Annotated in this window: 19 protein-coding genes; 7 read left to right on the top strand and 12 right to left on the bottom strand. The window is 66.6% G+C overall.

Annotated elements, in window-relative coordinates; all coding sequences use genetic code 11:
• Positions 1 to 12: 12 nt before the first annotated feature.
• From HALXA_RS17335 to grpE, 7 genes are all read right to left on the bottom strand, one after another.
• Entirely contained in the window at positions 13 to 780 is a 768-nt protein-coding gene (locus tag HALXA_RS17335; RefSeq protein WP_013881702.1) for a hypothetical protein, read from the bottom strand.
• A 103-nt stretch (positions 781 to 883) separates the two neighbouring features.
• Positions 884 to 1,477 (bottom strand): DJ-1/PfpI family protein, encoded by a 594-nt coding sequence (locus HALXA_RS17330; protein WP_013881701.1) that lies wholly within the window; start codon positions 1,475 to 1,477, stop codon positions 884 to 886.
• Positions 1,478 to 1,634: 157 nt separating this feature from the next.
• The gene (locus HALXA_RS17325) at positions 1,635 to 2,342 is read right to left on the bottom strand and encodes a sensor domain-containing protein (RefSeq protein ID WP_013881700.1); all 708 of its coding nucleotides are present in this window, start codon (positions 2,340 to 2,342) and stop codon (positions 1,635 to 1,637) included.
• A gap of 90 nt (positions 2,343 to 2,432) precedes the next feature.
• On the bottom strand, positions 2,433 to 3,596 hold the full coding sequence (gene dnaJ, locus HALXA_RS17320; protein WP_013881699.1) for a molecular chaperone DnaJ: 1,164 nt from the start codon (positions 3,594 to 3,596) through the stop codon (positions 2,433 to 2,435).
• Between the two features lie 192 nt (positions 3,597 to 3,788).
• Positions 3,789 to 4,118, bottom strand: coding sequence for a hypothetical protein (locus HALXA_RS17315; RefSeq protein ID WP_245550046.1), 330 nt, complete (start codon positions 4,116 to 4,118; stop codon positions 3,789 to 3,791).
• A 258-nt stretch (positions 4,119 to 4,376) separates the two neighbouring features.
• Positions 4,377 to 6,314: a molecular chaperone DnaK gene (dnaK, locus tag HALXA_RS17310; protein ID WP_013881697.1), complete on the bottom strand. Its 1,938-nt coding sequence runs from the start codon at positions 6,312 to 6,314 to the stop codon at positions 4,377 to 4,379.
• A 215-nt stretch (positions 6,315 to 6,529) separates the two neighbouring features.
• On the bottom strand, positions 6,530 to 7,690 hold the full coding sequence (grpE, locus tag HALXA_RS17305) for a nucleotide exchange factor GrpE (protein WP_013881696.1): 1,161 nt from the start codon (positions 7,688 to 7,690) through the stop codon (positions 6,530 to 6,532).
• Positions 7,691 to 7,967: 277 nt separating this feature from the next.
• On the opposite strand from grpE, the gene HALXA_RS17300 reads away from it, so the two are divergent.
• Positions 7,968 to 8,423: a response regulator gene (locus tag HALXA_RS17300; RefSeq protein WP_013881695.1), complete on the top strand. Its 456-nt coding sequence runs from the start codon at positions 7,968 to 7,970 to the stop codon at positions 8,421 to 8,423.
• Between the two features lie 102 nt (positions 8,424 to 8,525).
• Here the strand turns inward: HALXA_RS17300 and HALXA_RS17295 are convergent, their stop codons facing one another.
• On the bottom strand, positions 8,526 to 9,059 hold the full coding sequence (locus tag HALXA_RS17295) for a response regulator (RefSeq protein WP_013881694.1): 534 nt from the start codon (positions 9,057 to 9,059) through the stop codon (positions 8,526 to 8,528).
• A 131-nt stretch (positions 9,060 to 9,190) separates the two neighbouring features.
• On the opposite strand from HALXA_RS17295, the gene HALXA_RS17290 reads away from it, so the two are divergent.
• Complete coding sequence (locus HALXA_RS17290) at positions 9,191 to 10,660, top strand: DEAD/DEAH box helicase (RefSeq protein ID WP_013881693.1); 1,470 nt, start codon at positions 9,191 to 9,193, stop codon at positions 10,658 to 10,660.
• Positions 10,661 to 10,692: 32 nt separating this feature from the next.
• Here HALXA_RS17290 and HALXA_RS17285 read toward each other — a convergent pair whose 3' ends face one another.
• Positions 10,693 to 11,262 carry a diadenylate cyclase gene (locus tag HALXA_RS17285; protein ID WP_013881692.1) on the bottom strand — a complete coding sequence of 190 codons (570 nt, stop codon included), beginning with the start codon at positions 11,260 to 11,262 and terminating at the stop codon, positions 10,693 to 10,695.
• Between the two features lie 194 nt (positions 11,263 to 11,456).
• Between HALXA_RS17285 and HALXA_RS17280 the strand changes: the two genes are divergently transcribed.
• The 3 genes from HALXA_RS17280 to HALXA_RS17270 all read left to right on the top strand — a co-directional run bounded on the left by HALXA_RS17280 (position 11,457) and on the right by HALXA_RS17270 (position 15,004).
• Entirely contained in the window at positions 11,457 to 12,992 is a 1,536-nt protein-coding gene (locus tag HALXA_RS17280) for a DUF790 family protein (protein ID WP_013881691.1), read from the top strand.
• Positions 12,993 to 13,100: 108 nt separating this feature from the next.
• A complete protein-coding gene (locus tag HALXA_RS17275) occupies positions 13,101 to 14,069 on the top strand; it encodes a VOC family protein (RefSeq protein ID WP_013881690.1) in 969 nt (322 codons plus the stop codon).
• Positions 14,070 to 14,149: 80 nt separating this feature from the next.
• Positions 14,150 to 15,004 (top strand): alpha/beta fold hydrolase, encoded by an 855-nt coding sequence (locus HALXA_RS17270; RefSeq protein WP_148263660.1) that lies wholly within the window; start codon positions 14,150 to 14,152, stop codon positions 15,002 to 15,004.
• Between the two features lie 3 nt (positions 15,005 to 15,007).
• Here HALXA_RS17270 and HALXA_RS17265 read toward each other — a convergent pair whose 3' ends face one another.
• The 3 genes from HALXA_RS17265 to HALXA_RS17255 all read right to left on the bottom strand — a co-directional run bounded on the left by HALXA_RS17265 (position 15,008) and on the right by HALXA_RS17255 (position 16,970).
• Positions 15,008 to 15,349, bottom strand: a complete 342-nt coding sequence (locus tag HALXA_RS17265) for a DsrE family protein (protein WP_013881688.1) — start codon at positions 15,347 to 15,349, stop codon at positions 15,008 to 15,010.
• Between the two features lie 116 nt (positions 15,350 to 15,465).
• The gene (locus tag HALXA_RS17260) at positions 15,466 to 16,062 is read right to left on the bottom strand and encodes a DUF7122 family protein (RefSeq protein WP_013881687.1); all 597 of its coding nucleotides are present in this window, start codon (positions 16,060 to 16,062) and stop codon (positions 15,466 to 15,468) included.
• The gene (locus tag HALXA_RS17255) at positions 16,062 to 16,970 is read right to left on the bottom strand and encodes an RsmB/NOP family class I SAM-dependent RNA methyltransferase (RefSeq protein WP_013881686.1); all 909 of its coding nucleotides are present in this window, start codon (positions 16,968 to 16,970) and stop codon (positions 16,062 to 16,064) included. The genes HALXA_RS17260 and HALXA_RS17255 overlap by 1 nt, the downstream gene beginning before the upstream one ends.
• A gap of 146 nt (positions 16,971 to 17,116) precedes the next feature.
• Here HALXA_RS17255 and HALXA_RS17250 point away from each other — a divergent pair, with 146 nt between their 5' ends.
• Both HALXA_RS17250 and HALXA_RS17245 read left to right on the top strand, forming a co-directional pair.
• On the top strand, positions 17,117 to 17,815 hold the full coding sequence (locus HALXA_RS17250; RefSeq protein WP_013881685.1) for a hypothetical protein: 699 nt from the start codon (positions 17,117 to 17,119) through the stop codon (positions 17,813 to 17,815).
• A 59-nt stretch (positions 17,816 to 17,874) separates the two neighbouring features.
• A complete protein-coding gene (locus HALXA_RS17245) occupies positions 17,875 to 18,618 on the top strand; it encodes a proteasome assembly chaperone family protein (RefSeq protein WP_013881684.1) in 744 nt (247 codons plus the stop codon).
• Positions 18,619 to 18,685: the final 67 nt, after the last annotated feature.

Here is an 18,685-nt window from a genome sequence, read left to right as displayed (position 1 = left end):
GAGTCGGTGCGGCTACTCGACGGAAACGCCCTCGAGGGCGATGCGCTCCGGCTCCGGGACCGACGCGTCCGGCTCGCCGCCGGCGACCGCGTAGTCGCCCCGATCGACCGTCGTCTCGGCCGCCGATTCGGTCAGCACGATCACGCCCTCTGCCAGCAGCGGCGCGATCACACCCGCGACGACCGCCTCGAGGCTCGACAGCGGGGCGCGGACGACGACCCGCTCACCCTGCCCGATCCCGTACTCGTCGATCACCGCGCGGGCCGCCTCGAGCGCCTCGGCGTGGCTCACGGTTCGCTCGCCGTTAGTGAGGATCGCGGTCTCGGGCTCGATCGATAGCGGCGGGAACGCCGGGTTCTCGCTCCAGATTCCGGCGTCGAAGTTGTGGATGTCGGGTTCCTCGGGTTTGGCGCCGTAGCCGACGCGCTGGGCGCCCGGCGGGAGGGCGTAGGTCCCCGACTCGAGGTCGCGAACGGGGGCGACCAGCGCGCGGAAGTCGTCCGTGTCGGCGAGGTCTGCGGGCGGTTCGAAGTATGTGGTCCCCTCGAGCAGCGTCGTGCCGAAGAACGCCAGCAGCGCGAGCGGGCCGTCGCCGACGACGCCGACGGTGACGCCCTGGCGGACCCCGGAGTGGCGCAGGAAGTTGCCGGCCTTCCACGAGGAGGTACAGAGCCAGTGGTAGTCGTACTCCCGCTCCGTCGCGTCGACGAGGGTCGTCCGGTCGTCGTACTCCTCGCGGAACTCGCGGGCGAGCAGGTCGGCGACTGTCGCGGCGGTCATACCGCTAGCTCGGAAGCGAATCGAAAAAAGACCGCCGATAGCGTCGGCGGCGCGGACGGAAAGAGCCGACGTACGACGGGTCGACGCGCCTCGAGCGCGCCGCTCAGTCGTCCGCGGCCGCCGGCTCGGCGTGATCGATGTTTGTTCCGAGCACGTCGAGGAACCCGGCGAGCCAGTCGGGGTGGCCCGGCCACGCTTGGGCCGTCACGAGGTTGCCGTCGCGCGTGACCTCGTCCTCCCAGTTGCCCCCGGCCCCGCGAACGTCCGCCTCGAGCGCCGGATACGCCGTGCAGGTCCGTCCCTCGAGGACGTCTGCAGCCGCGAGGATCTGCAGGCCGTGACACAGCGCCGCGACGGGTTTGTCTTCCGCGAAGAAGTGGCGGACGATCTCGAGGACCTCGTCGTACGTGCGGAGGTACTCCGGCGCGCGGCCGCCGGGGACGACCAGCGCGTCGTAGTCGGCGGGGTCGACGGCGTCGAAATCGTGGTTCAGTTCGAAGTTGTGCCCCGGCTTCTCGGTGTAGGTCTGGCCGCCCTCGAAGTCGTGGATAGCGGTCGGACAGGCGTCGCCCGCCTCCTTCTCCGGACAGACGGCGTGAACCTCGTGGCCGACCATCTGGAGCGCCTGGAACGGGACCATTACCTCGTAGTCCTCGACGAAGTCGCCGGCGAGGAGCAGGATTCGTTTGTTCGGCATGGGTATCCCCGTTCGAAAGTTCGACGCCAGCGGCTATAGCTGTGATGGACGGTATCACGACTCTTACTGGAATAACATCGAACGGGCGGCGACTCGAGGAACGGACTGGTTCGAAGCACGCGAATGCTACTGTCTTAGTGTCTGAACCCCGACTCAGCTACGGCGTCGAGCGGGACGCAGCCGGTTTCCCATCACCGCCTCTGGGCTCGGAGACGCCCTCGTCGAGCAGCGCCGTCGCCATCTGCCGAGCGACGTACGCGAACCCGTTCGAGAGATGGAGGACGAGAACGCCGATCACCGCCGCGACCATGACAGCGAGGACGGCCTCCGGTAGCGTCTCGATCGACCACGTGATCGGCTCGTCGTTGACGGTCACTAGCTCCGGCGCGTACGGATACCGGAGCGGCGCCGTCACCAGCGAAAGGGCAGTGAACAGCGGGATCAGCAACACGACCGCAACGACCCCGAGCGGGAACTTGACCATGAGAAAGCCCAGTCCGCGCCAGGTCGAGGGCGCCTCGAGATAGCTCGTAATTCGCGCTCGAACGCCCCGGGCTGACGCGACTTCGGGACCGTTCTCAGCCTGTAACTCGAGGCCCAGTAACGCGTTCGCGAGCCGCCGCTCGAACCCGGCGAAGAGTCGAACGGTAAGCAGCGTCACGAACAGAACGACGAGGCCGATCCCGATCGGCGAGAGCAGCGCACCGAGCACGAGTCCCATCGTGACGAACGTGTAGTACGCCATTCCGAGCGGCGCCGCGAGCACCAGATAGCACAGATTCTTGTACGACTGTCTATCGGTGACGACTCCGAAGATATCACCGGCTACGGAGCTATCGTCGTCCGTGCGTGCTGGTCTCGCCATCCCACCCGACACTTATCATACGGCTAAGAAATAGTTCCGAGCGATTACCGAGCGAGAAACGACCCCGGAACTGCGCGAGCGGCGCGTCGATCAGAACGCCCGCTTGATCTTCTCGAAGAAGCCTTCCTTCACGTCGATCTCGTCGCCGCCGGCCTCGGCGAACGCCTCGAGCGCCTCGCGCTGTTCTTCGTTGAGACTCTCGGGCGTGACGACCTGTACCTGCACGTAGAGGTCGCCCTGGCCGCGGCCGCGCAGGCGGGGCATCCCCTTGCCCTCGAGGCGGAAGGTTTCGCCGCTCTGGGTACCGTCGGGGATTTCGAACTCGACTGCGCCGTCGAGGGTCGGGACTTCGACGGTATCGCCGAAGGTAGCCTGCGGGAACGAGATCGGCAGGCGGTAGCGGAGGTCGTCGCCCTCGCGCTCGAACTGCTCGTGCTCGCGAATCGTGACGTCGATCAGCAGGTCGCCCTTCGGGCCGCCTTCGGGGCTGGGCGCGCCCTCGCGCTCCATCCGGAGCGTCTGACCGTCCTGGATGCCCGCCGGCACTTCGACGGTCAGCGTCGCCTCGTTGCGGACGTAGCCGTCGCCGCCGCAGTCGCCGCAAGTCTCCGAGTAGAGGGTCCCCTCGCCATCACAGCGCCGACAGGTGGTCGTCTGCTGGACGCGCCCCAGCGGCGTCTGCTGGACCTGTCGCTTCTGCCCGCGGCCCTGGCACTCGGGACAGGTCCGGGCGTCCGCGTCCGGCGGGTGCCCCTCGCCGTTACACGTCTCGCAGGTTTCGGGACGCTCGATCGTGAACTGCTTCTCCGCGCCTTCGTAGGCCTCCTCGAGGTCGATCTCGAGGTCGGTCCGGAGGTCCTGACCCTTGCGCTGGCGGCGCCGGCCGCGGCCGCCGCCTCCGCCGAAGACTTGCTCGAAGATGTCGCCGAGGCCGCCGCCCATACCGCCACCGCCCATACCGCCGAACGGGCCGCCGCCCATGCCGCCGGCACCGGCGCCGCCCTCGCTCGCGTCGAAGCCGTGCTTCTCGGCCTGCTCGTAGCGATCGTGGCCCATCCGGTCGTAGGCTTGGCGCTTTTCCTCGTCGGTCAGGACCTTCTTCGCCTTCTGGATCTTCTTGAACTTCTCCTCGGCGTCGGGGTCGTTGCTAACGTCCGGGTGGTATTCCGTGGCCTTCTCCCGGTAGGCCTTCTTGATTTCCTCGGTGGAGGCGTCCGGACTCACACCGAGCACGTCGTAAAAGTCCTCGCTCATTCGTTGTGCGCCGATACTCGCTTGCGCCACTTGAAACGAACGTTCCCCGCGAACCGCCCGGCTGAATCCCGCGTCTCGAGTCCAATCGACCGACGAAACGGAGGTGGCACAGAGGGGACCCGAGAGCCTTCCTCGAGCAATCATCCGAAGCGGCCTCAATCGGTCCGCACTGCTGGCCCGTTCGCTCCTCGTTCAGGAGGCGCTTTCGATGACGCCGGATTCGAACGTCGCACCGTTGATAGCGACGAACGAGCCCAACAGCACGACGGCGAGCGCGGTGCACCCGATCGATAGCCTGCGCTGTGTTACCGGCGAGAGGGCGAGGCGATCGCCGACCCACGCGGTGGCGACTAGCCCCGCACACAGCAGAGCGAGTCCGCCCGCGGCGATCCAGATGCCACCCAGGAGCGACACCGGAACGAGAAGGACACCGTAACAGCTGATCGCAATACCGAGGAGCATGGCCAGCGCGGACGCAACGCCGATCGACCGACCGGACGTCTCGGAACTATCGAAAGACACACTGCCTAGACGCTTCGCGAAGATATAACCGTTATTACTGGTTATTCTCGATACATCTACTGGTGGGTGCGATAGGCGCGTTACGCGACAGGTTCGGTAGCGAAACGTAGCGCGGCCTCGAGTATCGATAGTTCGTCGGTTCGGCCCTCGTCAACAGCGAAAATCAACGAGGTGCTGGTCGACGAAGGCTTGTCCGGTTAGTCCTCGTCTTCGTCGTCGACGTCGTCAGACTACGTCTGACGGGCTGAAGAAAACGACTCAGTCTTCGTCGTTTTCTTCAACGTCTTCGAAGTCGGCGTCGACGTACTCTTCGTCGTCACCGCCGGCCGCGCCGGCGCCGCCCTCGGGACCGGGGTTCGGGCCGCCGCCCATGCCGCCCATACCGCCGGGGCCGGCACCTGCTGCGCCGCCTGCAGCACCAGCGCCGCCGGCGCCCGCCGCACCGGCGCCGGCCTGCTGCTGGTAGACCTGCTTGCCGATCTCCTGCAGTTCCTGGCTCAGGTCCTCGGTTGCCTCCTCGATCGCCTCGGCGTCGGCCTCGTCGTCGTCGATCGTCGCCTCGAGGTCGTCGATGGCCGCCTCGATGTCGTCGCGCAGGTCGTCGTCGACCTGCTCGTCGTTCTCTTCTAAGAGCTTCTCGGCGCGCTGGATCGTGGCCTCGGCGGCGTTGCGGGCCTCGATGCGCTGGCGCTTCTTCTCGTCCTCTTCGGCGTGCTTCTCGGCTTCTTCCTGCAGGCGGTCGATCTCCTCGTCGGAGAGGCCGGCGCCGCCCTCGATGGTGATCTCCTCGCTCTCGCCGGAGCCCTTGTCCTCGGCGGAGACGTTGACGATGCCGTTCTCGTCGATGGAGAAGGTAACCTCGATCTGCGGCGTTCCGGCGGGAGCCGGCGGGATGCCGGTCAGGTGGAACTCGCCGAGCAGTTCGTTCTCCTCGGCCAGTTCGCGTTCACCCTGGAAGACCCGTACCTGAACGGTGGTCTGGTTGTCCGCCGCGGTGGTGAAGATCTTGGATTCCTCGGTCGGAATCGTCGTGTTCTTCTCGATCAGGCGCTCGAAGAGGCCGCCCTTGACCTCGATACCGAGCGAGAGCGGCGTGACGTCCAGCAGGACGATGTCGTCGACCTCGCCGCCCAAGACGCCGCCCTGGATCGCCGCGCCCAGCGCGACGGCCTCGTCGGGGTTGACGTTCTTCTGCGGTTCCTGGCCGGTAAGTTCCTCGACCTTCTCCTCAACCTGGGGCATTCGGGTGGAGCCGCCGACCAGCAGGACCTCGTCGATGTCCTCTTTCTCGTAGCCGGCGTCCTCGAGGGCTTGCTCGGTCGGTTCGACGGTGCGATCGATGAGATCCTCGGTCAGCGACTCGAACTTGGCCCGGGTGAGCGATTCCTCGAGGTGGATCGGACCGTCGTCGGTCGCCGTAATGAACGGCAGGTTGATCTCGGTTTCCTTGCGCGAGGAGAGTTCGATCTTGGCTTCCTCGGCGGCGTCCTTCAGCCGCTGCAGGGCCTGACGATCGTCGCGGAGGTCGATGTCGTGTTCCTCCTCGAATTTTTCGGCGAGCCAGTCGATGATCGCTTCGTCCCAGTCGTCGCCGCCGAGGTCGTTGTCGCCGTTGGTCGCGACGACCTCGTAGACGCCGCCGCCGAGATCGAGAATGGAGACGTCGAAGGTGCCCCCGCCGAGGTCGTAGACGAGGACGGTCTGGTCGGACTCGTCGTCTAAGCCGTAGGCCATCGCGGCCGCGGTCGGCTCGTTGACGATGCGCTCGACCTCGAAGCCGGCGATCTCGCCGGCGTCCTTGGTCGCCTGGCGCTGTCGGTCCGAGAAGTAGGCGGGGACCGTGATGACGGCCTTCTCGACCTCGTCGCCGAGATACTCCTCGGCGTCGCGCTTGATCTTCTGGAGGATCATCGCCGAGATCTCTTCCGGCGTGTACTCCTCGTCGTCGATCTCGACGGTGTAGTCGTCCTCCCCCATGTGACGCTTGATGGACTGGATCGTCCGGTCGGGGTTCTGGACGGCCTGGTTCTTCGCCGGCTTCCCGACGAGTCGCTCGTCGTCATTAAAGGCGACGATGGAGGGCGTCGTCCGTTCGCCTTCGCCGTTGACGATGATTTCCGGATCGCCCCCTTCCATCACCGCGAACGCGCTGTTCGTCGTCCCGAGGTCGATACCGAGAATCTTGTTGCTCGCCATTACGAGGGCATTGTGCGCACTTTGGTTTAAACGTTACTAGCCCGTATGGCACGGCGAATAAAATCCGAAATTCGCCCCTCAAACCTGCCTACCCACCGAATTCGACACCTCCGTTTCTGGACCGATCGGCCGCTCGAGAGGCGGGGAGAAAACGACTCGAGACCACAAGAGGTCAGACGGGTACTAACTGTAGCTGACGCGAACTGAGATGACGATTAGTTGTCCGTCGACTCGCCGTCTGCGTCGTCCTCGTTCGCGACTTCACCGCCGAGTTCGATCGCGTCGTCGTCTTCGGCGTCGGTGTTGTCCTCTCCGTCAGCGTCCGCATCGGCATTTACCTCGGCGTTATCCGAATCCGAACTCGAGTCCGCGGCGTCCGTCTCGTCGCCTTGGTCGTCGGCACCGCTCGTCGACTCATCGTCGGCGCCATCGGCAGTGTCGTCTTCGTCCGTATCCTCATCGTCGGCGAGTTCGCCGTTCGACACCGTCACCTGCGCGTTCTGGATGACCTTGTCGCCCATCTCGTAGCCGGCGGTGTAGACGTCGGCGATCGTCCCTTCGGGCTGATCGCTGTCGACCCGCATCATGACCTCGTGACGCTGCGGATCGGTCTCCGTCCCGGGCTCGGGATCGATCTCGGAGACGTTCTCGTCCTCGAGCACCCGGTCGAACTCCCGCATGGTCATCTCGACGCCTTCGCGCAGGCTCTCGACGTCGCCGCTTTCCTCCTCTAAGGCGCGTTTCAGGTTGTCCCGGACGTCGACGAGGCGCTCGACGAGGTCCTCGGTCGCGCGGTCTTTGATCTGCTCCTGGCGCTTCTTGGCGCGTTTCTTGTAGTTCTGGAAGTCGGCCTGCTTGCGCTTGAGGCGGCTCTTGAGATCTTCGACCTGCTCCTCGTACTCCGCGATCTCCTCGTCGCGGTCCTCGATAGCCTGTTCGCGGGCCTCGAGTTCGTCCTGCAGGTCGCCGATGGTCTCGGCCTGAGACTCGACGCGCTCGGTCAGGTCCTCGAGTTCCTCGCGCTGGTGGTCGACGGTTCCCGAGAGGTCCCGGGCCTGCTCGACGATCGCGTTGACCTTGCGCGCGAGTTCGTCGTCGTACTCGGTGAGCCGGTCCAGCACCTCCTGGACGTCCTCGCTCGTTTCGGGCGTGTCGCCGTCGCCACCAGCTTCGGAATCGGCTGCGTCGTCCGCAGATTGTGCCGATTCGGCGGACTGGTCGCGGTCCGATTCCGATGCCGACTGCGCTTCCGATCCTGATCCAGATTCTGATCCGTCGGGGGCGTTCGCCGGATCGACGTCGGACGTGTCGCCGTCGGCTTCCTCCTCGGACGGGACACCCTGGGCCGAGGCGTTCGTGCCCTCGTCTTCGCTCATGTGCGGGTCAACGAACAGCGATAATAAAAGGGTTGAGGTACGCGCGACCGCTCGGCGAGCCGCGACGGATCGGGTTCTGATCCAGAATCGCTCCGTTTTCCGTTCGCTGAACCTCGAGCAGGCCGATCCGCGACGCCACGAGCTGAATCCAGGAATGAATTACGTCAGCAAAACGACGGTCGTATTTTGAACAATATCAAGATTTTCCATATATCTGGTTCAGTGACGTCGAATTTAGGGGCGATCCACTTATACACCCCCGCCTGCACGTTCAACCATGGACGGCCGCCCTTCACACACTGCCGAGGCGCAAATATTACTGGTCGAGGACAACCCCGGTGATGTCCGTCTCGTCGAAGAGGCCTTCCGAGACGGGCACCTCATCAACCAACTCCACACCGTTACCGACGGCCAAGCGGCGCTCGATTTCGTTCACCGCCGCGGCGAGTACGCGGACGCGCCGCGTCCGGACATCGTCCTGCTGGACCTGAAACTGCCCCGCGTCGACGGCGAAGACGTCTTACACGAGGTCAAACACCACCCGAAACTCGAGGACGTGCCGGTCGTCATCCTCTCCGGGATGGACGAGGAGCGCATCGAATCGCGCGACCTCGATCACGATGCGGACGAGGACGCGGTCATCCAGAAACCGGTCGACCCGGACGAGTTCGTCGAGGTCATCCGCGAGTTCGAGAACTTTCGGTTGTCCGTCGTTCGAACCGACGGCTCGTAGCGCGTCCTATCGGGGATACGACCCGAGCAACTCCGAACTGGTTCCCGGCCAGAATCGACGCGCGGGCTCGAATTCGCCCGCTGAGAGGAACCCCGTTGCTTACTATCCGCCATCTCGATCCTGATCCCGATCCCGGTCCCGGTTGCCGTCGGACGGCGGTAACTCCACCCGGTCGAACCAGAACTCCTCGAGCGTCCGGACCATCTCCACGAACTCGTCGGGCGCTCTCGGTTTCGTCAGGTAGGCGTTCACGTGTTCCTCGTAACTCCGCCGAACGTCCTCGTCGGCCTCGGAGCTGCTCAGGACCACCACCGGCAACTGCTCGAGGGCGGGATCGCCACGAATCGCCTCGAGGACCTCGAAGCCGTCCTTTCGCGGCAGATTGAGATCTAACAGGACGATGTCGGGACGCGGCGCCGACTCGTACTCGTCGTCGCGATGCAGAAACGCCATCGCTTCGACGCCGTCCGTGACGACGTGCAGGTCGGCGTCGAACGACGCGTCGCGAAAGGCTTCCTTCGTGAGTCGGACGTCGCCGGGGTTGTCCTCGATCAGTAGCACGTCCGGTGCGGTAGTCGTGGTACTCGTGTTCACAATTGGTGCAGACGGACGGGCGTACCCGTCCGATGTCGACATCTAGTACTCTCACCCCAGCCACATAAGGCCGCTTTCCAATTGATTTGGGTACCGCCGTTCGGGATCCGCTGGGCAGGCGGCAACCGACGAGAGCGAAACCGTGTTTACGCGGCCGCTCGTGGTCGGCGGTAGTGACGCACGCGCGACCCGACGATTCGTCCCCCGTCGAGCTCCGGTACGAAGACGGGACGATCCGCATCGACGGTCTCGAGGAGCCGACCGACCGCGCGATTCGCGATTCGGCGCCGGAACTCGAACTCGAGGCGGATTCGCGAACCGACGGCTGGCGCGTTCCGGCGTTCCGGTACGCCGCGCTCCGTCAGGCGCTGGCCGGTATCGACGCATCCCTCGAGGACGCGGTGCTGGACCTCGACGGCGACACCCTCGCAGGGCTAGACTCGGCGTACGAACTCCGCGACTACCAGCACGAGGCGCTGTCGGCCTGGCTCGAGAGGGATCGCTGGGCGGACGGTACGGGCGCCGCTACGGCCGGCGAGGCCGAAATCGACGCCGCACCCAGTGCCGCACCCGCCGGCGTCCTCGAGCTCCCCACCGGCAGCGGAAAGACCGTCATCGCCCTCAAAGCGATCGAACGGCTCGCGACGCCGACGCTGGTCGTCGTCCCCACGATCGACCTGCTCGAGCAGTGGATCGGCGAACTCGAGACCGAGTTCGACTGCCCGATCGGGCGCTTCGGCGGCGGCGAGCAGCGCCTCGAGCCGATCACCGTCTCGACGTACGACTCGGCGTACCTGAAGGCGGATTCGGTCGGCGACCGGTTCGGCCTCGTCGTCTTCGACGAGGTCCACCACCTCGGCGGCGAGGGCTACCGCGAGATCGCCCGGCTGCTGGCCGCGCCCGCGCGACTGGGCCTAACCGCGACCTTCGAACGGCCCGACGGCGCCCACGAGGTGATCGAGGAAATCGTCGGCCCGCTGGTCCACCGCGTCGACGTCGACGAACTCGCCGGCGACCACCTCGCACCGTACGACGTCAAGCGCCTCGAGGTGGACCTCACGCCCGAGGAACGCGAGGAGTACGAACGCGCGCAGGAGACGTTCTCCGACTACCTCGCCAAATCGAACATACGAATGCAGAGCGGCTCGGACTACCAGGAACTCGTCAAGCGCTCGGGCAACGATCCGGAGGCCCGTGAGGCGCTGCTCGCCCGCCAGCGCGCCCGCGAAATTGCTCGGGGGAGCAACGCCAAGATCGAGGCCCTCGAGGGGATCCTCGACGACCACCGCGGCGAGCGGACGATCGTCTTCACGGCGTACAACGACGTCGCGTACGACGTCAGCGAACGGTTTCTGATTCCGACGATCACCCACCAGACGCCCGCCGCGGAGCGGCAGGAGATCTTAGAGCGGTTCCGCGAGGGAACCTACAGCCGGATCGCGACCTCGAACGTGTTGGACGAGGGCGTCGACGTGCCGGACGCCTCGGTCGCGGTGGTGCTGTCGGGCAGCGGCAGCGAGCGAGAGTTCACCCAGCGACTCGGCCGGATCCTGCGGCCGAAAGACGACGGCGGGAGGGCGCTGCTGTACGAGATCGTCACGGCGAACACGTCAGAGGAGCGGGCTGCCGAACGGCGCCGATAGGGGCGTGGTCACGAGTCGATTATTCGTCCGAATCAGTAGCCCTCGACGTTCCACTCACCGCCCAGTTCCCGCCGCTCGACCGTCTCCATCGCCCCATTTTCGAACACCGATACCCGACCGGTCTCCTCGCTCAGCGTCAGCGTCGCCACCACGTTCGGCCGCCTCGAGGTATCGAGCGCGCTCATGTGGCGCGACCCCATCCAGTCCTCGTACTCGGCGCGCTGGGGAGCGAGGTCGTCGCGCTCGCCGGGCATCAGATCCGTAAAGCGGACCATCTGCCGCTGGACGACGCCGTCGACGCTGACGACCACGGCGCCGTCCTGCGAGCGGGCGACGTCGCCGGCCGTTTCGAAGAAGTTCTGGAGATCGAGACAGACAGCCCGGCAGCGATCCACCGGCCACTCGTTGCGCCCCATCGGATCCGCGAACCGCTCGATCGACGGCCCGGTGACGACGGCGAGGTACAGCCCCGGTCCCTTAACGTACTGCTCGTTCCAGCGGTCGAAGGCGAGGCTGATTCCCTCGAGCGCGTAGCGGCAACAGTCGATCAACTCCCGGACGCCGTCGTGGTCCTCGTAGGGAATCCGCAACTCGCTGCCCATGTCCGGGTTTCGACCCGAGCGTCCGTAGTACCCTCGGCTGAATGGGACGGTACCGCCGAGTGACCGGTCAGGCGCTCGAGGCGAGACGGGCGCCGGAGCGGCCGCGACCGACGGCGGCCGCGAGCCCGCGCGATTCGGTTCGCGACCGCTCGGTTCGGACGACTTTTGGCGACGCCGCTTCGATTCCAGTGTGAATGCTGACGAAGGACCTGCTTCGCGTCTCGCGGGCCGGCGGGGGCTACCACCCGCAGTTCGCCGATCGCTCGCACCGGCCGCTGGCCGCCCGCGGTATCGGCACCTACCAGGGCCACGTCGGCGAGGCCCGGGGCGACCTCGAGGACGCCCTCGAGTCCCTCGAGCGCGAGAGCGAGGATTTCAAACTCGTCCGCGGGTTCGCCGCCCTCCTCGAGCGCGAAGCGACCTTCGAGACCGACGCTGCAATCGAGCCCGAGCGCGCTCGGAAGGCGGCCTTCGAGGCCGCCGAAGCCGTCGGCGTCGTCGACGAAGACGAGCGGGCGATGGCGCTAATCCGCGCGGCCGAACCGCTCGAGGTGTCCGCGGACGACCTCGAGCGGGCGCTGTACGCCGACCTCGAAGACCGGCAGGTGCTCGCCGCGGTCGAACCGCGCTGGGACCCCGACGGACTGATCGACCAGTACAATCTCTCGCTGGCCCAGACCGCGCTGTTCGACGCGACCGAGGTGCGGGTGCACTCGAGCGATCCGAAGGCGCTGGTGTCGGCGATCAAGCGGCTGCGGTTGATGTACGAGATTCGCGCGCCCGACGGTGAAGCGGGATCGACCTCGGCCGATCTCGCCAGCGACCGCGAGGTCGTCGTCACCGGTCCAACCCACCTCTTTCGGGCCACCCGACGCTACGGCACGCGGTTCGCGCGGCTCCTGCGGACCGTCGCGAGCGCCGAGGAATGGCACCTCGAAGCGACGATCGATGACCGCGGCACCGAGCGCACGCTCGAGTTGTCCCACGAGGACCCCGTCGCGGTCCCCGACGCCGAACCCGTGACCGACGTACAGTTCGACAGCGGCGTCGAGGCCGACTTCGCCGCCCGCATCGAGAATCTGGACCTCGACTGGACCCTCGTGCGCGAGCCCGAGCCGCTCGCAACGGGGACGCGGGTGATGATCCCCGATTTCGCGTTCGAGTACGAGCACACGGACTTCCGCGTCTACCTCGAGATCATGGGGTTCTGGACGCCCGAGTACGTCGACAAGAAGCTCGCGCAACTCGAGGGGCTCGAGGACGTCGACATGCTGGTGGCCGTCGACGAGTCGCTCGGCGTCGGCGAGGAGATCGCCGCGCGGGACCACCGGGCGATCCCCTACTCGGGCTCGGTTCGGGTCAAGGACGTCGTCGACGTCCTGCAGGAGTACGAGCGCGACCTGGTCGCCGCGAGCGCGGCCGATCTCCCTGCCGAGCTGGTCCCCGAGGACGACGTCGTGGGTCTCGAGGCGCTGGCGGCCCGCCACGGTGTGAGCACGGAAGCGCTTGCGGACAAGACTTTCCCCGAGCACGAACGCGTCGGCCGGACGCTCGTTCGGCCGGGTGTGCTCGAGGCGCTCGAAGGGAAGATCGAGCCCGGAATGGCGCTCGGGGAGGCGGAATCGGTCCTCGAGGAGCGTGGCCTCTCGGACGCGAGCACCGTCCTCTCGCGGCTCGGCTACCGAGTCGAGTGGGAGGGGCTGGGCGGCGGGACGATCGCCGAGCGGTGAGCCGAGAAGGGGCGACGGTTCACGGTGCGCACCTGTGCGTCGCTGTCTCCTCGTCCTGTACTCGCGTTCACACGGACTGTTATTCCGCTCGAGCGCGTACGAACCGATATGCCCGAGGACACGCGTGGCATCCACCACGTCACCGCCATCGCGAGCGATCCCGAGCGGAACTTCGAGTTCTACACCGAGACGCTCGGTCTTCGACTCGTCAAACAGAGCGTCAACCAAGACGACGTCTCGGTCTACCACCTCTTCTACGCCGACCACGAGGGCACGCCGGGGACGAGCATGACCTTCTTCCCGTACGTCGACGCCCGCCCGGGCCAGGTCGGCACCGGCCAGGTCAGCACCGTCTCCTTCCTCGTCCCGGAGGGCTCGCTCGACTACTGGCAGGACCGCCTCGAGGACGCGGGCGCCGAGCCCGACGACCCCCTCGAGCGGTTCGGCGACACCGTCCTCCCGTTTACCGACCCCGACGGGCTCCCGCTGGAACTGGTCGCGCGGGCGGACGCGCCGCCGGCGAACCTGCCCGAGAGCCCGGTTCCCGAGGAACACGCGATCCGGGGCTTTTTCGGCGTGACGCTCTCGCTGACCGGCGCCGATCCGACCGTCGAACTGCTCGAGGGCATGGGGTACCGGGAGACGGACCACGAACCCGGGACCGAGGGAACCGGCCCCCGACGCCGGTTCAAAGCCGACGGCGAGCTAGGCTTTGTCGTCGACGTCGAGGAAGACCCGCAGGCCCCGCAGGGGTTGCCCGGCGCCGGCACCGTCCACCACGTCGCCTTCGAGGTTCGCGAGGACGAACAGGACGACTGGCGCGAGTTCCTGATCGATAGAGGGCTCCGACCGACCGAGATCATCGACCGGAAGTGGTTCAAGTCGGTCTACGCCCGCGAGTACGGAGGCATCCTTTTCGAGTTCGCGACGAAGGAGCCGGGATACACCGTCGACGAAGAACTCGAGGAACTGGGCGAACGACTGGTGCTGCCCGAGTGGCTCGAGGATCGGCGCGGAGAGATCGAAGCCGGGTTGCCGAAACTGTCGGCTGCGGCGGAGTCGGAGCCCCAGTCCTGACCGCGGCCATCCGAATCGACCACGGCACGAGCGCGTCCAACCGTTTTCCCGCTCGCTCCCGTCCGATGGCTCGAGACCCCATGTCAGTATCCGACGCGCGAACGGCGACCAAGACGGGACAGTTCGCAGACCTGTACCCCTACCTCCGGATCGGCACCGGACCCAAGACGCTGCTGGTGATTCCGGGACTCGGCGACGCGATGTTCGACGGGGAGTACGGCCGGCAAGAGACGTGGTTCTTCAAGCAACTGTTCGACGGCTTCCTCGACGAGTACACGGTCTACGTCGTAAGCCGGCCCCGCGGGCTCGCCGACGATTACTTCGTCGAAGCGATGGCCCAAGACTACGCCCGCGTCCTCGAGTCCGATACCGGCTCGGCGTCGGTGCTCGGCCTCTCGATGGGCGGCCTGATCGCGCAGGAAGTCGCGCGCGAGCGGCCCGACCTCGTCGAGCGACTCGTCGTCGGCGTCTCGGGCTGTCGCCTCGCGGCGAACGGCCGGCCGCTCGTCCGCCAACTCCGCAGTTTCGCGCTCGAGGAGGACTGGATAGCGCTTCGGTCGCACCTCTACGAGCACATGTTCACCGGCGTTCGCGGCCGCCTCTACCCGCTGCTCTCGCGGACCGCCGGTCGGCTGCAGCCGCCGACGCCGGCCGCGCCGGGCGACGTGGTCACCTCCCTCGACGCCGTCCTCGAGTACGACGGCAGCGATCGGCTCGGCGAGATCGAGCCCCGGACGCTCGTCATCGGCGCGGCCGAGGATCCGTTCTTCACCGAGGCGATCCTCCGGGAGACCCACGCCGGCCTGCCGGACTCGCAACTGGCGATGTACCGGGACGGGAAGCACGGCGTCTTCCTCGAGAAACGAGCGGGCTTTACGGGCTGGATCAGGCGGTTCCTCGAGGGAGAGACGGCTCGCGTGCCACAGCAGCCGTAGCGTCTAGGGCCGCAGGTACGCGTACCCCTCTTCGCTCTGCAGTCGCGTCACCTCGACGGCTCCCTCGGGAACGGTTTCGATCCCGTCGACGAGGTCCGACTCCTCGAGGTCGAGCATTTCGAGGGTGTTGCTGCAGGCCCGGAACGCGACGTCGTCCTCGAGCAGAGTTCGCACTTGGTCGGCGTTCTCCCCGTCCGCTTTCACGGCAGCCATGCCGTCGGCTTGGACGACGATCGCGACCTCGTCGATTCTGTCGGTTTCGTCATCGAGGAGGTTGCGGGCGATGGCGAGGGCGGTTTCCTGTTCGGCTTCGTCTCCGGAGAGGAGGTGGACGACAGTCTTCATGCCCTCGAAAGCACGCGCGACGCAGTAGAAGAAGTGGTGCTTGCGAACGGCGCCACGTTCCGCCTCGGGCGACGGTCTCGAACGGTCGACAGTCCGACAGTCGACTAGCGGGTAGGCTACAGGTCCCGTCGGCGTCCCTTCGGCACCACCGAGCGGAGTTCGCCGTGCAGGTAGAGGCCGACGCCGAGCGGCTCGAGGTCGCCCCCTTCGACGGCTTCGCCGTCTTCATCTGGTCGGCCCTCCGGCCCGACCCCGACCTGGTGGGCTGCGGTCAGATACCCCCAGTCGCCGTCCCAGCGCTCGAGCGCCTGATCTTCGCCGGCGGCGAACTTCCGGGCCTCCTCGCGCTCGAGTTCGATCACGCACTCCTCTGCGTGGTGGCCGAACCGCTGGACGAAGTCCGTCGTCGGCTTCCAGTGTTCCTGCCGGGTGCGCAGACAGGTCATGCCGATCGCCTCGATCTCGAGCGGCGTCGGCGCCTCGCCGCGGTAGATCCAGATCTTGCCGGCCCCCTTCTCCCAGAAGGTGTAGTCGTCGAAGGTTTCGCGCGGAATGGCGAACCGATCCTCGAAGTACTCGAGGACCGCCTCGCGGCTGACTCGGCCCTCGACGGTGCGCTCGTCGGGGGTCGCCGGCAGGCGGTCGAACCGCTGCCCGTCGTTTTGCTCGAGGTCCTGCGCGTTCCCGTCGTCGACGTTCGGTGCGTCCCCCATCAGGCGGTCACCTCCAGTTTCGCGACGAAGAAGCCGCCCGTATCATTGTGGTGGGGGTAGATCCGCGCCGCCTTCTCGAGGCTCGAATCGAACTCCTGCCCGTCCCACTCGGTGAGTCCCGGCGCGTACTCCATGTCGAGATCGAAGTCGACCACGCGGCAGTCCTCCTCCTCTATGGCGTGCTGGACGACGGCTTCGTTCTCCTCGGGGGCGAAGGTACACGTCGAGTAGACGACGGTGCCGCCCTCGCGGGTGGCCTGCACCGCCCGCCGGAGGATGCCCTTCTGGATCCCCGACACGGACGCGATGGCGTCTTCCGACCAGTTGTCCAGCGCGTCGGGATTCTTCCGGATCGTCCCCTCGCAGGTGCAGGGCGCGTCGACGAGCGCGCGGTCGAACTCGTCGAACGAGAACCGCTGCAGCGAGTAGTTGCGGGCGTCCTCGTTCGTGACGGCGAGGCTGGTCGCGCCGAGGCGCTCGGCGTTGAACCGCAGCGCCGAGATCCGGCCGAGGTTACTGTCGTTGGCGACGACCGTCCCCTCGTCGTCCATCAGCGCCGCGATCTGGGTCGCCTTCCCGCCGGGCGCAGCACAACAGTCCCAGACGCGCTCACCGGGCCGCGGATCGAGGACGACCGGCGGCACCGCCGAAACCTCCTCCTGGCCGTGGGTGAAGCCGTGGAACGAGGTCCACGTCGACCCCGGCGAGTCCGTCTCGAGGCGCAGCACGCGCGGGTTCCAGTCGGCCTGCTCGTAGCCGACGTCCTCGCGTTCGAGCGCCGCAAGCGTCCGCTCGACGGACGCCTTGATCGTGTTGACGCGGACGGCGTTGCCCAGCGGCCGCTCGCAGGCCTCGAAGAACGCGTCGAAATCGTCGATGATCGGTCGATACCGCTCGAGTGGCTCCATTACCGGCGAATTCGAACGCCCGGCGTTTGTGGGTTTCGAAGCGGACGACTCGCGGTCCGGCGTCACCACCGGCCTATGAATATTTCTGTTCCCTAGACGCCAGATTAATACAGTAGAGTACATATATGATGAACAAAATATCCACAATGACCGATACGACGAAATTCGAGGTCACCGACTGCGCCGTTATCGGCCGCACGTTCGAGGAGTACCTGGCGATGTTCGACCTCGAGCCGGCCGATCTCGAGAGGAAACGCGTGCTCGATTGCCCGTCCGGGGTCGCGTCGTTCGTCGCGACGGCGGCCGACCGCGGCGTGGACGCCGTCGGCGCCGATATAATCTACGAGCAGTCCCGGGACGAACTCGCACGGCGGTGTCGCGACGACCGGGAATCGGTCGCCGATCAGATCCTCGAGAAACCGAGCCTGTTCGAGTGGTCGTTCTACGACTCGCCCGCCGACCGACGCCGCTACCTGCGACGGGCGTCCGAACGGTTCCTCGACGACTACGCTGACGGCCGTCAGGACGGACGGTACGTCGCCGCCGCACTTCCGACGCTGCCGTTCGCACGCGATTCGTTCTCGCTCGTGCTCTCGGCGCACTTCCTCTTTCTCTACGGGGATCGGTTCGACGCGACCTTCCACCGCGAGGCGCTGCGGGAACTCTGTCGCGTCGCGGCCGACGAGGTCCGGATCTACCCGCTGCAAGGGCTCGACGCCGAACCTTCGCCGTATCTGGAGACAGTCCTCCCGGCGCTCGAGGCCGAGGGATACGAGCCGACCCGCGTGCCGGTCCCCTTCGAGTTTCAGCAGGGTTCGACGGAGATGCTCGTCCTGTCGCCGTAACCGCCAGCCCTCCCCATCACGGCCGCAATTTTATGAGACGGCCGGAACTCGTTGGAAATATGGCGCAAATCCACACGCGCGACGTCGACGTCGACCTCGAGAGCCCGACCCTCGTCGAGGGGTTCCCCGGCGTCGGCCTCGTCGGAAAGATCGCGACCGACCACCTCGTCGACGAACTCGAGCTGGAGTACTACGCCAGCGTCGACTGTACCGGCCTCCCCCGGATCGGCGTCTACCGCGGCGGCGACCAGCAGGCCCGGCCGCCGGTCCGACTCTACGCCAGCGAGGAGCACGACCTGCTCGCCCTCCAGAGCGACGCGCCGATCTCCTCGCAGGCCGTCTCGAACGTCGCGGAGTGCATCACCGGGTGGATCGTCGACCAGAACGCGACGCCGATCTACCTCAGCGGACTGCCCGCCGAGCGCGAGGAGGGGCGGCCGAACATCTACGGCATCGGAACCGGCGCATCCATCGAAACGCTCGAGCGCCACGACATCGCGGCCCCGCCCGAGGACGGCGTCGTCACCGGGCCGACGGGGGCGCTCATCAACCGCGCCGCCCAGCGCGAACTCGACTCGCTCGGCGTCGTCGTCGAGTGCAGCCGGCAGTTCCCCGATCCCGAGGCCGCGAGCGTCCTGCTCGAGGACGCCATCGGCCCGATCGCGGACGTCGAGATCGATGTCGGAGAACTCGTCGAGCGCGCCGAGGAAATCCGCGAGAAACGCGAGCAATTCGCCCAACAGATGCAAGCGATCGCGCAGGACGAGAGTTCGCAGGCCCAGCCGCTTCGGATGTACCAGTAGTACGAGCGGCGCAGCCGGGTGCGTTCGGCGGTCCTTGAGGAACGGCCCTCGAGCGCCGTTAGCTTGG

The sequence above is a fragment of the Halopiger xanaduensis SH-6 genome, assembly GCF_000217715.1.
Classification (GTDB): Archaea; Halobacteriota; Halobacteria; order Halobacteriales; family Natrialbaceae; genus Halopiger; species Halopiger xanaduensis.
This window is presented reverse-complemented; position numbering and strand designations above follow the sequence as displayed.